The 13,960-nt window shown below is 41.2% G+C and carries 13 protein-coding genes; 2 read left to right on the forward strand and 11 right to left on the reverse strand.

What is annotated here, in order from left to right; translation table 11 throughout:
- The first annotated feature begins 734 nt into the window (after nucleotides 1-734).
- Complete coding sequence (locus ACFQ1C_RS01085) at nucleotides 735-980, forward strand: type II toxin-antitoxin system CcdA family antitoxin (protein ID WP_379556686.1); 246 nt, start codon at nucleotides 735-737, stop codon at nucleotides 978-980.
- Nucleotides 980-1,297: a CcdB family protein gene (locus ACFQ1C_RS01090; protein ID WP_379556687.1), complete on the forward strand. Its 318-nt coding sequence runs from the start codon at nucleotides 980-982 to the stop codon at nucleotides 1,295-1,297. Before ACFQ1C_RS01085 ends, ACFQ1C_RS01090 begins: the two co-directional genes overlap by 1 nt.
- 543 nt (nucleotides 1,298-1,840) lie before the next feature.
- Here the strand turns inward: ACFQ1C_RS01090 and ACFQ1C_RS01095 are convergent.
- From ACFQ1C_RS01095 to ACFQ1C_RS01145, 11 genes are all read right to left on the reverse strand, one after another.
- Entirely contained in the window at nucleotides 1,841-2,269 is a 429-nt protein-coding gene (locus ACFQ1C_RS01095) for a hypothetical protein (protein WP_379556688.1), read from the reverse strand.
- A gap of 524 nt (nucleotides 2,270-2,793) precedes the next feature.
- Entirely contained in the window at nucleotides 2,794-4,548 is a 1,755-nt protein-coding gene (locus tag ACFQ1C_RS01100; protein ID WP_379556689.1) for a hypothetical protein, read from the reverse strand.
- Nucleotides 4,549-4,628: 80 nt separating this feature from the next.
- A complete protein-coding gene (locus ACFQ1C_RS01105) occupies nucleotides 4,629-5,423 on the reverse strand; it encodes a hypothetical protein (protein ID WP_379556690.1) in 795 nt (264 codons plus the stop codon).
- 96 nt (nucleotides 5,424-5,519) lie between these two features.
- Nucleotides 5,520-5,831 carry a hypothetical protein gene (locus tag ACFQ1C_RS01110; protein ID WP_379556691.1) on the reverse strand — a complete coding sequence of 104 codons (312 nt, stop codon included), beginning with the start codon at nucleotides 5,829-5,831 and terminating at the stop codon, nucleotides 5,520-5,522.
- Between the two features lie 87 nt (nucleotides 5,832-5,918).
- Nucleotides 5,919-6,236, reverse strand: coding sequence for a hypothetical protein (locus tag ACFQ1C_RS01115; protein WP_379556692.1), 318 nt, complete (start codon nucleotides 6,234-6,236; stop codon nucleotides 5,919-5,921).
- Between the two features lie 103 nt (nucleotides 6,237-6,339).
- Nucleotides 6,340-7,158 carry an abortive infection family protein gene (locus ACFQ1C_RS01120; RefSeq protein ID WP_379556693.1) on the reverse strand — a complete coding sequence of 273 codons (819 nt, stop codon included), beginning with the start codon at nucleotides 7,156-7,158 and terminating at the stop codon, nucleotides 6,340-6,342.
- A gap of 585 nt (nucleotides 7,159-7,743) precedes the next feature.
- The gene (locus tag ACFQ1C_RS01125) at nucleotides 7,744-9,561 is read right to left on the reverse strand and encodes a hypothetical protein (protein ID WP_379556694.1); all 1,818 of its coding nucleotides are present in this window, start codon (nucleotides 9,559-9,561) and stop codon (nucleotides 7,744-7,746) included.
- Nucleotides 9,562-10,184: 623 nt separating this feature from the next.
- Nucleotides 10,185-10,748 (reverse strand): hypothetical protein, encoded by a 564-nt coding sequence (locus ACFQ1C_RS01130; protein ID WP_379556695.1) that lies wholly within the window; start codon nucleotides 10,746-10,748, stop codon nucleotides 10,185-10,187.
- 92 nt (nucleotides 10,749-10,840) lie between these two features.
- Nucleotides 10,841-11,404, reverse strand: coding sequence for a hypothetical protein (locus ACFQ1C_RS01135; RefSeq protein WP_379556696.1), 564 nt, complete (start codon nucleotides 11,402-11,404; stop codon nucleotides 10,841-10,843).
- Nucleotides 11,405-11,490: 86 nt separating this feature from the next.
- Nucleotides 11,491-12,384, reverse strand: a complete 894-nt coding sequence (locus ACFQ1C_RS01140) for a hypothetical protein (RefSeq protein WP_379556697.1) — start codon at nucleotides 12,382-12,384, stop codon at nucleotides 11,491-11,493.
- Between the two features lie 571 nt (nucleotides 12,385-12,955).
- The gene (locus tag ACFQ1C_RS01145) at nucleotides 12,956-13,933 is read right to left on the reverse strand and encodes a hypothetical protein (RefSeq protein WP_379556698.1); all 978 of its coding nucleotides are present in this window, start codon (nucleotides 13,931-13,933) and stop codon (nucleotides 12,956-12,958) included.
- Between the last annotated feature and the right edge of the window lie 27 nt (nucleotides 13,934-13,960).

A 13,960-nucleotide genomic window follows, 5' to 3' on the forward strand; every position in this document is an offset into this window, starting at 1 on the left:
TTCACGAAAGCTGAAACCCTTACTCGAATATGGCTCAATTCTAAGATCACTGACATCTGATTCAGGCGAAGCAATATAGATGTCTTTTTTGAGTGGCCACCGATGCGACCTATAGTAGAGCTCCCAGTATGAAAGCATTACGGGTGAACTTGATAAATTTCGAATCTGTATCTCGTTTCCTATGTCAGGACAGTTCGTCATATTGTAACCAATATCGAGGCGAAATCGATTGTGCCAAAGTTCCAAAATCTTAACAAAAGCAAGTAAAGTGGATAACCCTGCAACCCACCAGGCTATTAAATCTGAGTGTGGCATTACTATTTAAAATCCCTTTGTCCTGATATTACGCTTAGCCATACTCTCATATAAGCTACGCCACGCCTAGATTTAGATGCGAAGTAGCAAAAACAACCAAACTCTATCTGTGGCACCCACTCAACTTAGAAAAGGCTCTCACTCTAGCTACAATGCGGTACCCAGCAGATTCAGAGGTTAGTGAATATTTAGATTATATAGCGAACATGTCGCGACCTGTTATTAAATTGAGGGAGTTTCTAAGGATATTACGTTAGAGAAATAGAGGCACTATAAAATCAGAACCAAAGGTATCGTCTCTAAATAACTCCATCTACCAGTTGATCTTAGCTATGACTTGCTTGGCTAACTCAACTTGCATGCGCACTGTTATGCGCATACACTACTTTAAGGCTAATAACAGCTACTAGGAGGCTACTATGCCAGCACTCTACAATACAGCGGCACCCAAAAAATCAGCTAACTTGTCAGTTAACAGCGACTTACTGCTTAAAACACGCGCTTTGAACATCAACCTATCCGCGACTCTTGAGCTAGCCTTAAAAGAGGAACTTGCCAAGCGTGCGTCTGCACAATGGGTGACAGAAAATCGTGCTGCAATAGAAAGCTACAACACATTTGTCGAAGAAAATGGATGCTTTGGCGACGAATTTAGGGAATTTTAATGGCTCAATTTGATGTATACCTAAACCCTAGTAAGACGTCTAAAACGCTTTATCCTTACCTAGTGGATGTTCAAAGTTCCCTTTTGACTGACTTAGCGACTCGCATTGTCATTCCACTAGGTAAACGTTCATCTTTTGGGAAACAAACGATGCAAGGGATCTCGCCTGAAATCACATTCGAAGAGCAGGAGTTACTGTTACTCACCACCCTAATTTCCTCAATGCCCACAAAACTTCTTAAAAGTCCGGTTGGCTCTCTGTCACATTTTCGTGAGCAGATAATCAGAGCCCTAGATCTGGCAATTACGGGCATATAAACTAAAGCTGTATTTTTTAATCTCTTGCACTATTATATTATTCTGATGATAAGCTATCTTACAAAATTAGCTAGGAACGGCTTGATGACCTGTGAGTATAAATAATATATATATAATTCAAGAGTGCATGAGTGGGAAGTGGATAACTCTTGCTCAAGTTACTTGTGCAGCTATTGCCCAATACCATCTTGAAGAGTTAAAAGCTGTGGCACCAGAGCCGTCTAGTGGGGCTCGTTATCGCATACTAAAATCCAAAACTTACCTGGCTCATTAACATTATTTTCTCTTTAGTGGTAGTTCAAGATTGCCCCGGAAAACCTATCCATTATTTTAAGGTTTCAACTTAACTCATCACTAAAGCCACTGTCTTATTTGCGCCTGTACTATCATATATGGCCTAGGATGGTGTCTAGTCGTCAATATAAAGTGATGCAGAGTGTTCTATGATGGCTAGCAACAGCCAAGTGTTAAACTATCCCACTACACATACGAAAAAAGGGACCCAACCAAAAGCTGGATCCCCCCGAAATAAATAAGCTGACTTTATTGCTGTTCGGCTAAACGGTACGCCTGATCAATTTGATAATCGATCCATACCTTAACCTCTTTCTTAACATCTTCCATGGAAATAAAGTATAACAGTTTAGTGTTTGTCAGAATCCTTGAAAGTTCATTATCACTAAGTACAAAGCCCTCTTTTTCATCCAGAAATTTATCTTCAAGCCGCTCGTAAGATTCCCTGATAATGTACCCTAGGCTTTTTACTGCCTTGCTGAGAGAGTAACTTGGGGCATTAGTGTCTTCTTGATAATTAGAATCACAACACTCATCGTCGTAGTAACTCATGTAGGGATAAAGATCACCATATTCCTCTGGGATGAAAAGCTCCCGGTCAAAATCAATAGTGCGCCCAGCAATAACTGACAACTTACCAAGAGTATCTTTAACAACAACATCTGCAACCGAACTCATAATTAACTCCCGAAAAATGATAAAAAAGTAATTTAACGTACAGCCCGTCTTCTTGCGGGATTATTTTAATGGTGCGCCATCAATTAATTAAAGTCAACAGCTTTTTTGCTAAAGGCCTCATTTTATATAAATTAGAAGGACATCATCGAATATATTACATTTCATTAATAAAATACTGAGATTATTATTAATGAACCCTAATAATTTTATATTATATATAAATAGTGTAATAACTTTCGGAGGTTTTTTTATATCGTCTTTATCTAGATCTGCAAGTTCCTTTTCAAAACCTTCTCTCGGTTCAGCCTGGACCGCTTGTCAATATGGGGAATAGATAGCATTTTGGTTTCCGGCATCTGAAACCCTTTAAAAGTATCAGCAAGTCCCGATAATCCATCAAATATTCCAGGCATGAATCTTCTCCTTACGAACTCTTAATGCCGCGTTCACCAGCGAATTTGGAGCGCAGCAGAAAGTTTTCCAAGTGCAGCGCCTTGTTATGCCTGCTGAACTGGCTATTCATATCACTCTGCTTCTTCAAACAGTAGTTTACCAACCCACCAAATTGATTGGCCAAAATTGGAGATCAACTGCTCGCCTTGCTGCAAAAATGACTGACTATCATCAATTCCAGCGAGCTTCAAAGCATCTCCAATCTTGGAGCTAGTAGGGTGAGCATCCCCAACTCGCATATCATACGCCCCCACAATTGGGCCAAAGACTTCTCGGGCCTTATCAGCGCCAACTTTCTGAGCTAGTACATCTTGCAAGAGTTTATTTGACGCCAATTTATCCTTATTTGAGTGTGTTGATAGTTTTCGAAGTTCACGAACATCAAGCCGATCGGAAAAAACACGAACCAGCTCTTTTGCCAATCTCAGTAATGATGCTTGGTCTTTGCTTGCAAAACGGGAGATATGCTTTTTAGCTTCAGTGCAATCCAGATCATGTGAGTAAAGTGAAGCACTAAAATTCTGCCTAAACCCGTCCCCAAGCAACTCCATCACCTTGAAAAAAAGCTCTTCAACTGCATGGGTAGAGGCTGGATTAGCTTTAACTTGTGCGGCTAATAATTCATTTGAAACCTTTCCATCAGGAACAACATTCTGAGCAGCCCAAATATGCTGCTCCCAAGCCGACAATCGAGCTATGTCATAGGCGTAGATAGTTATTAAATCTGAAGTGTTTATACCAAAATGAATTGAATAACCAGATGAGGATTTAATGCCACCTGTTTCAGCCGTATACCAATTGAGGGAAAATCCGCGAAGCCCGAGAAGCTCACTTACTATACCTGAGCGAAACCAGAGCCACCGACCAACATCTTCGTTGTTTAATTCGGCAGACGCCAAACGCATGCCATCAGTCTCAACTATAAATTGAGGCAAGTTTGTGTCTATATCCCCACGAACGCGATTACTTACGCCATTGTGTTCTATCCATTCATCGCGCCAAAACTCGCCTTCGACTCGTACGCCATGAAATCCACCACGAATTCCCTCAGATTTTTCATAATCAGTGTTTTCGTTATTTTCTCGCCCCATCACCGGTGCGTCTTCATCTTCATCAACATCAGTTCGCCATGCACGAAGCATCGCCCAGCTTCCACCAAAAACGTCATTTACATCACGAATCAGTAATTCATATCTTCCATCATCACGCTCTTCTTGATGGTTTTCCAAGCTAGAGTATTCGCTATTTTCAAGAGCTGTTACATTTTCAACTCTTTGTCGGTAGTAAGAAAGCCGGAGAGCTAGGTTCCTAGCAGCTAAATAGTCGAGAAGAAATTCTCTCTTAATTTCGATCAGGCACTGCTCTCCTTTTGCATCAAGAACCTCACGAGCCACTACTACAAAATTTTCTTCAGGTCTTACCCAATTACTTCCCTCTTTCATGAGGCGGAGTGCAGCAACAAGATCAGGAGTCAATATCCATTGTCGCCCACCGACTACAGGTAGAGATAATTCAAGGACAAGGTGAACACCGATCGGCTCTTTATCGTGATATTGATATTCATCTATGGTTGAGTAGTAGCCATCTTTGTATGCATATGGTCCGATAGTTGAGCTGATTCCGATATCACTCCAACTCAGTTTTTCAGCTATATCGCGGTGATCCGGCGAAAATGCAACAGAGCCACATCCAAAAAACTCGTTTGTGTAACCTACCTCTTTAACGTTACCTTTTTCGTTATCGAAAGCTGCTCTCAAAGGCACCCAAGTTGACTTTGAAAAAGTTCGACGAGTCTCTTTTTTTTGAAGAATCCAGTCTTGATCCATATGTGATTCACTTCCCTAAGTATAACGTCCGGCTCACGAGCCGCGAAGCGGCGGAAAATCGGTTGCCATGCAACCGATTGTTAGCAGATTTTCCCACGCACACCTTCAGGGTATGTCTCGGCTATGGCCTCAAAAATGCTTTCACCTTTCGTGTGTATCCGAACCAATTTAGCAGTGCCGACACAATTCGTGATTGCAAGATCGCAACCAGTCGGAATCACGGGAACGCCCAACTTCTTCGCCCATGCTTCCAGCACTGTGCTAGAAGCACTGAATGCGTTTAGACCGTCTGAAAGCGCTGTTTCAATCTCGAGAATCCGTGATCTTCCAAAACTCCCCAGTTTCGTAGTCAACTCCTTATCAGAAAGCCAAAAATACGCAGACTCGCCGCCCCAGCTTCCAAGCAGAGGCGAGACGCCTCCGTCGCAATAATGTAGTGGAACGGTGACGACCCACAACTTCCCTGACCTTATACCTTCTTGCGACTGAAGGGGGCTCTCTTGGAGTACCTTATCGACTTCTTCCTGGCTCAGCAGATTCATAGCAATAAGATCATGAAGTCGCTTCTTTAAAAACTTCAATGACGAGGGAACTAATCCCTGTTGCATCACTGCCACTTCATGATCAAACAATCTGGCGTAGTGCCAAGCTCGTATTCGAGCCCCAGTCAATAGCGGTGTCAGTTCATATTCTTGGAACGATAAGAAATCTTCAGAAAATCGGTTCGGCTTTAAGCTTTGGTACGGTGAGCTATTTAAGTGCTCATCCATCAATCTGCGGGCTTCAGAGTGATAGTTGAAAACTAGCTCTGATTCCGCTGTGAGAGCTAGCTCTAGATCAGCGCTAAAAGTATCTGGATTCCATAGGTCTATCATGGTGCTTCTTATCCTTACCACTTAACGCCGCCAACACGGCCAGAGTCAGCGAGTCCAGCAAGCTTACTAGCGATCATTGAGCAACTTGTTATATGTTTAATACAGCTGATTATTTTCTTTAACATACAGAGCTAAAGCCTTTGCTATTAAAATTTCTGAACCACTACCAATTAGCCCAACCTTATCGGATTCTGTCGGCTGCGCCCACGAATCCTTAACCCAGACTTTGGCAATTTCTCTTCCATAGCTTGCTGGTCTGTCTGGGCCTTCAGAGCGTGGCGGCGGATTATTTGCTATGCAGGAGAATGCTATCTCTTCTGCCTCGCTGGTATCATTTGCGACGATAAAATAAGTACCATCATTTTCAATGTCACTTCTTTTGTATCGTACTGGATATACTTTTTTCATATCTCTCCTGACTCATAACGCTGAGCACAGCGACGCGATGAACGAGCGCCCGGCCCAGCAGGGGCGAACTGATGCGTATTGTTAGTTTTACCCGAAGCACAAGTCTGAATGAACGACTCGATGCTTAACCATGATTGAACTTGCGCTCGAGATTGCATGTTTAAACGCCAGCTCGGATTCATCCAAAAGACAAACCAACTCATTAGCGGCTGCTCGTGCTTGAGGAAACTGCATAAGAGCGCTGAATCTGTTGCTCTGAAATTTATTAGTATCTCCGCAAGCATTAACAAATATCGTCAATGCATAAGCATCGGGTGAGTCTTTACTTATAGTCTTAAGCTGCTTCTCAAACTGAGTAAGTGCCGCATTTATTATTTTTATCTCTGGCTTCCCAAAAATTTCCATATCGTCTCCTAGAAAACATCAGTAAAACTAACGCCCGCAGCACGCGCGGCTTTGTAGTGAAGGCAACGCCGCAACGAAAAAGCCGTCGCCGAGCCTGCGTTTGTTAGGCTTTTGGGGCATGTAGTACCTCCATAATGAAGACCACCAAGGTGTGTGCAACATTAACAACTAGCCGCGCCTCTGCGACCACGATACTTGGCGGGCTAGAGCCACGACCATGAGCAGAGCCTATATGTGACCGAAAGGCCCCTACACCATCAATGATTGATGAAATGCCTTTTAGCACTTTGTGCTGATCTGCCGCCAAAGTTGCATCAGCATTCAATTTAAGATGCGACTGAACCACTGCCCACAAAGGCATAACATTCAATTTATTTGGCGATACTAAATTAAAGTGCTCTATGTAAAACTTAAGAGCCGATTCAATAATCGAACACGCAGCAGTGACTGATGCGTGAGGATCAGTCAGAATATGCTCTACTGCCCTTTCAAACTCCTTTTCAATAGATGAAAAGTTACCCGACTTTAAATAGTCCTCTAGCGTTTTCGAAATTGGAGTAGACCCCGCTTGGGTAATGTAGCCATTAGGGCGATAAGAAAGCTGGTTTTGGGCCAAAGCCATCTGAATACGCTCCTGACCCAGCTTGATTCTTGAGGGCGAGTCGTCAAAAAAAGAAACTGGAGCAACTTGATCCATGTAATTCTGAATAACTCTACCCAACACCTCAAGAACATCAACTTCGGGAGCTTCATTGCACCGCTTTAGCCATTCACTGCATTTTTTTTCACAATTTCCCTCTGGCGCATCACCCGGAGCACCGCTTTCCATGAAGAGTATATCCAGTTTTGAATGGCTGTAGTAATGGCCTGCGATTACCGATGCAACAGCGCCTATTACAGAATTTGGAATATTACCGCTCAATCTCATATCTCCTTGAGCCTAACACCTGATTAAGAGGCGAAATATTGCAGGCTAAAATGCAGCGAAGCGAAAAGAGCCCGCATTATTCAGTCCTTTTTGAATGCCTCGTTATGAGTTTAAAGTAAAGGCACAGAGTTCATATCTATGCTCTGAAACTGAACGAAGCGACCACCGCTTGAAGCTCGTACAAAGCTTAAGCTGAGCGCCGAGTCTGCTGCTAGCCAATTCTGCATAAAGCACACTCAATGATCAACGGGATACCCAGCAGAGATCTCAAAGATTGAGATCTAAAGCCAAGTACCCTGCCCCGCTCTCCGACAAGCGATGCCGGCGTTCCCCTTTAGCTCCGCCGTTTCAGTCTGCATAGCTCGGTGATAAATCTATAAATTGACTCCGTGTTGAGTGTAGATCTCAAACCAAAAACCAACCCGCTAACATGGGTGGCCTGTTAGACGTTATGACGTTATTGCCCTGCTTTAGCAGACCTAGCGATACTAGATGAATGCAAAACTCTGACCTATTAGTATTTATTGTGAGAAAATAAATGAATTAAGCTTGGAGAAAGTGTGTGCTTAGCAAGTAATGCTAGGTTCTGTTCACCCAATCATTAGCTTGTTCATACTGCTCTCGTAACCACACAGCATTATGATTCAGCGATAATTTAGTTTTATCAAAGGTATCTAGCCATTGTTTTGCTTGGGTTTTTTGAGTATTGAGCTGGTAACAGGCATAAGCTAGGCCGATGAGTTTATCGCTATAGGCTAGGTGCTTGGGATTGTTATTGGCTAATTGCTTAGCTTCTTCAAGCGCTTTTAATGCCAAAGGCTTAAAATCAGTTTCAAACGGGGTGCCGTGTAATAGTTTTTTATAAGCTTGGTATTCATCTAAAATAATTAATAATTCATTTAACTGATCTAGCGGGCTACTCATGCCTTGCCATAGGTTTTTCTTTTCTTCTAGTAGCTCGAACATTCTTTCAAATAATGCTTGGTTGGGCTCGGCGAGCATCAGCATTAATGTGTTTTTTAGGCTATCCACTTTTAAGCTTATCAGCTCTGCTTTGAGACTTGGTAAGTTGGGTGGTACGGCATCTTGCAAACGGTCTAGTTTTGACTCTAGGCGTTTAAACTCAAATAGTAGCCAGCTAAAGAAAGTCATTAATTCTGCGCGTGGTCCGACAGTGGCTATAGCTTGCTTTAAGGTTCCGCTAATTTCCGTAATGGCTCGCAAGGTTTTTAATGTGCTTATATCGGGCTTGGTTAGCATAGCTTGCTGTGTGTCTTGTAATGTCTGTGCAAAGTTTACGTTATCGTTAAAATGCATACGCAAGCTATTAACTATGTAAGCAAACTTTTGCTCACCCTGTAACTGCGGTCGTAATTTTTTCTCAGCATCTGCATAAACCTGTAATAATGCTTGTCTATCATTAAGTTGCCTTGCTAGGTTTAATTTAATGTTATGCAATGCGAGCTGCTGAGTTAGGCTGCTGTTACTAGCCAAAGATTGTAGCTGCTCAAAAACAGGGTTAATTTTAGCCAACTCACCTTGTTTAGCATAGCTAAGTATTAAGTTGTCTACAGTGCGTTCTGCTTGGGCAAAATTATTTTTTTGATTTTTTTGCAAGTCCCAAGCTTGGCGATAGTTAGTAGTTAATGCTTCATAGTTACCTAAGTGGGTGTCGACAACGGCCAAGGTATGCAGAATAGCCACTTTGGCATTAACGGATAACTTAGGGATCGCGTATAACTCTTCTAGCTTATCTTTGGCTTGCTGATATTTGCCCGCTAAGGCATCAAGCTCCACTTGCTGTAGATCGATATTAAGCTGTGGCTCAAATGTTAATTTTAACGATTGTAACGTTGATATCATATGCTGACAGGCTTTTAAGTTGCCTACAGCATAATACAAGTGCATCAGCTGTATTTGTATAATTATCCACTCTTTAGAGCGTAATGGCAGCTGCTGCATATTTTGAAGAGTATTGTAGGCTTCTAAGTAGTTTCCTTGCTGCGTGTAGAAGCTGGCTGTTAGCCTTACCAGTTGAACCTTTGAGGCTGGGAGCATAAAAAGAAAGCTAGGCTTATTTATTAAGGCTAAGCATTGTTCAATATCTTCATGTCTTAAGTCATGTATGGCTAAGTTAAGTTTGTTTAACAACCAGCATTCCGTTGGTGATTTACCTAACGATATAAAAGCTGCCAATAAAAACACCAATAATATAAGGGTATAGATGTAGATTGGTAAGTTGTTAAGAGTGAAACCTAAACTTTCAAACAGTGGTAAGTAACAAAGTATTAGCCAAGATATTGAAATGACGAACAGCAGAGTAGGCACAATAAAACGGCTACTAAAAAGTAGGCCCAAATGCGGACGGATTAGTTTAAAAACAGGTAGTGGGTTCAAATTTAAATCCAATAAATCATGTAATGATTTCCTAATTGACGCGGATCAGTAACATCAGCGAAGTACGTAAAAAACATTTCCTTCATGGAAACTCTCAATATAAAAAGATGTTAGCTTGTTAAATTATCGCCGTTTTTCATGCTCTTGCCCTGGGCACAGGGCGGGAGCATACTTTAAAAACGGCTGTTTTATAGTCAAAGCTTGCGCTTCTACGTGAAATTCGCACCGTATTGCTCTGGGAAAAACTCGAAAATTTACGTACGAACACCAGAAGGACAAATATTAAACAAAGTATGCTCCCGCCCTGGCCCTGGGCAGGGGCGACGCATCAGAGTATGAAAAACGTACAGGTTGATGGAGCAGTATAAAACAAAACAACAACCTGATTCGTTTGGAACTCAAACATTTAAGTTTTTTATAAATTATTGGTTTATTTATGAACGACTGGCTTCTGAAAGCAAGTCTAAAGTGCTCAAAAAACGATCATGCGTCGGCCCTGTTGCCCTGGGTGATAAAGCTTTCTAACACCTCACTAAGATGAAAATAGAAGTTGGCTAAAATAAGCGACGCAGGAGCAAACAGCCAACAGTTATTTGTCATTTTGAGTGACTTGTTAGCTATGCTTACGCATCCTTAGGGTTGAACGCCCCTTCTGGGTACGGTAACTGATTATTTATTGCAAGTAAGAGATCTTTATATCTTATAATATCTTTAATTAGCTCTGATTGAGTACCAACAGTGCAATCATTAAAATGATGAATCGCGTTGCCTCGTAATTGAATCCTTCGTAAGTAATTACTAAACGAAGCATCACCTTTCTTTACGTAAAGAGAGATCAAACTATCAAACCTTATCTTTTTAGGCTGTATTATTTCATTTGTTTTTTTATTAACAAAAGCTTCAGAGTCTTTTAGATAATCTTCTATATGCGCAGAGAAAAAAAGTTTGATAGAGCTTTCGGACATGCCACGCAAAGTTGCGTAACCTAAAATTATTTTTGCCTCTTTGACTTCTTCAGAAAAAACCGCTTGATAATCTGGTAATGTTTTAGCAAAAGATAGTTGACGGTCTAATCTTGCTTCTTTTATTAGTATAGAAGCAGAGTTAGGTGCCCAGCCTTGACAGTTCGACCAAAAATCATTTAGTGACTTCGTAACTTTAATTATTTTTTGAAATTCACAAACCATATAAAGAAAACTCCATTACGTGGACATTCTGGTTAGTAGCTAACGCTAAGCTAAGCGGCGCAGCTTGCTGCGTCCAAAACTTGAGCGCTTTGTTATGTTTTTTTATAGTCTAACCGCTCAACCAAATTAGCCATAAATAATCTGACCGATGATTCTCTACTATCCTTGAGATTTAGACTAATCACTTTCCAGCCGTTATTAAGGGCATCAAGAAGAGGGCCATTTTTATTGGCGTCGAATGTAACAACCGCATGAAATTTTTCCCGAACAGCTAACTCAATATCAGCCTCTTCTTTAAAAAGAATCTGTGATTTTTTTCTTTTTTCTGTAGAGCCATATTTTTTTATTAAGCTTGCTCTAACTTCACCTTCCGAATCGCTTGAAAGTCGCCCCTTTGAAAAACCAGAGGAACGTTGATATTCCACTGGGAAAAGGTCACTGTAAAACCCGAATACAGCATCAATCTTAACTCTGTTATCTAAAGCCTTAAGTGCGTACTCTTTAACATGCATTCTGTGTTCAGGAATTTGCAATATTTCATATTTACCGTGAGTGGTAATAGCTAACTCATACTCATTTTCAGGAAGAAATTCGTTAATATCGACTTTATTATCAGCAAAGTAGTCCCACATATTATTATCTAAAAATACACGCACAAAACCTCCTCGAAACATAACGCCCGCATTTGCGGCTGGTTTGGATCGCAGCGGAAAGCAGTCCGACAACATGCGTTTGTTAAATTTTATCTTCGCTTATGCTCTGTTCTAGAAGCAATTTCCGGGATTGAGTCGGCAGGACTGACAACAGTTTGTATGTTTGCGCACTCTTTTAACCGCTTCTGCGCTACTAAAGCGAAGGACTTACCTGTTCGTTCTGCTTCTTGCTGTATTTCGTATATTTCTTCACCAGAAATCGGATTATCCCTTGCGTCAATCATCGTCGAAAAATGATAGGTAGCCTCATCTTCATTATCTGAACGACTGGCATGCTCAAGTATATCGTCTAGCTCGACACTTACAGCATCCTGCATACCTGAACCAATTGCCCCAAAGTTCTGTTTGAGCCAGTCACTTTGCTCAATACTGTTTTTCAATATGAAAAGGTCGTGATCAGTGAATGAGACATGAAAATCGTTGAAGTTGATGAATTGTCTACCATCAACTCTCATTTGAAAGTGGTAATGGGGGTAGTCAATTGACGTCCCTTGATGTCCTTGAAAGTCATTCTTGGAACAGTCAAACGTCCATTCAATATTTTTCCACTTAACGGTGTATGATAAAACTTTTCTATCTGACCTCTCGTCTTCAAGGTCATTAATATTTGAAAGAAAACGCTCTTGGTTTGCGCACCATCGGACAAACGCAGCTATATTCCCATAGCCATATTTTTCATAAATTTTGGAAAAATCCTTTTTCTTAAATTTACATTGCCGTAGTAGCCAGTGTAAGCATGGATTATCTTTGCTAATGGTTTTAAAAGGTTTGTTACAGAGGTAGCAAATACCCTTTTCATAGCCTGCCTTGAACGCCTCGGCTTGCCTTTGATGTTCCTCATCGTTCAGACGACTCATCTCCTCAATTTCTTCGGGAGACATCCATTCAAAAATACGTCTATATTTTTCAGTATCCTGCTGCACCTGACTTTCCTTTGAAATTTAACGCTTGAGCCAAGCTGCGCGAGGTACGAGCGTCCGACTTGGGCGATTGGTTAACTTGGCGAGCCGCCAATGCTTGTATGAGCGCAGCGGGCCAAACTCGGAAGAGTCACCAGCTAAAAAAGCCCGAAGGCTAGAAGTAACCGCCTAACTTTACTGAAAACACCAAGATGAAGCCAAGAGCTTTCAATCGGAGCCTGAGTTCTAGGTTACAAGCAAAACTATCTGCAAACTTTATTGCTTCAAACTGACAAAAGGCCTAAACCATAACGAGCCAGTTAACAGCTAGTTCAACAACGAATGAGACCTGTGCTAAACACACTTGTTTCACGAAAAATTACCGTTCGATTATTAATTTTAAACACATTAATTATTCCATACTTCTCAGTGTCTTGTAAGCTGTGCAGAACAAATACCATAAAGTTTTACGACAATTATCGTATACCCCCACTTTATGGCTTTTGAAGGAGCTAAAAATCCTAAGTTATTAGTAATAACTTAGGATTTCACACTAATTTCTACGCTTATCTGATCTAAATTCCATGAACTTAATTCAAGCTATAGCGGCATTTCCCTCTTCCTTTTCTCGCACAGGCTGTTGTTGATTCTTAAAAAACAGCGTCAGGTTCTTATTCAATTCCTCATTTTTTTTGTGGGCTGCATCAAGCTGCTTTCGCATCACTTCCACCTGTCTGTTCTCAACTGTTAATCCTGTAACTGTATCCCTAAGTTCTTGGGCAGCAGATACTTGCTTACTTGCATGCAGCTTTATCTTATCTAACTCTTCTGCTATTCCCTGATACTGTGCAGTCGAATACTCGAGCGCCTGCTCCCTTTTAGCTAGCTTTTCAGCAAGCTGTGCATTTACAGCTGAGCTATCTACGACCTCTTGCTTCTTAAGCTTTAACTGGGCTTGAATTTCGGTTACTATTCGCGCACCTTCGGCTCTGTATATATTTAAAATCTCTTTATCTTTCAAAATTTTATCACGTATTTTAGTAATTTCACTTAGCTCTTCTTTCGCTTGCTTCAGTTCATCTTGCGCTTCAGTAAGTTGCTCAGTTAGGACCTCATATTTTTCTTCAGAAACTTCCAATTTCAGCAAGGTATTGTACAGATCACTATCCGCCTCTTGCACTGCAAGTTGAGCAATTTCCACTTCATGTCGTGACTTCTTAATTTCACTTGTTACCCGCTGCTCCTGCGTATAGTACGCTTCGTCATTACACAAACGTATCATCACTTCTAGCTCATTTTTCATATCAGAGATCTTATCGATTACTTTTTGCGGCAAAGGTTTTGTTTCAATACTTTTCTCAACTAAAGCAGTATCTTGCTGCTTATCAGCTAGCTGTAACATCCCATTCTCTACCATCTTCTGATAGTCCGCGTAAATATTATCAGGACGACCGCGACCAATAGTTACGCACAAGCTGTTTGCATTAATTGCCTTTCCATTATCTAGCAATACCTGAACTGCCTCAACAATATCCTGCTCAGTGTAGCTCTTTTTTCTTCCAATTCCCGTCATTTCAATACCTCTCTTAACTTTAATTAA

The organism is Oceanisphaera ostreae (genome assembly GCF_042676125.1).
Taxonomy (GTDB): Bacteria; Pseudomonadota; Gammaproteobacteria; order Enterobacterales; family Aeromonadaceae; genus Oceanimonas; species Oceanimonas ostreae.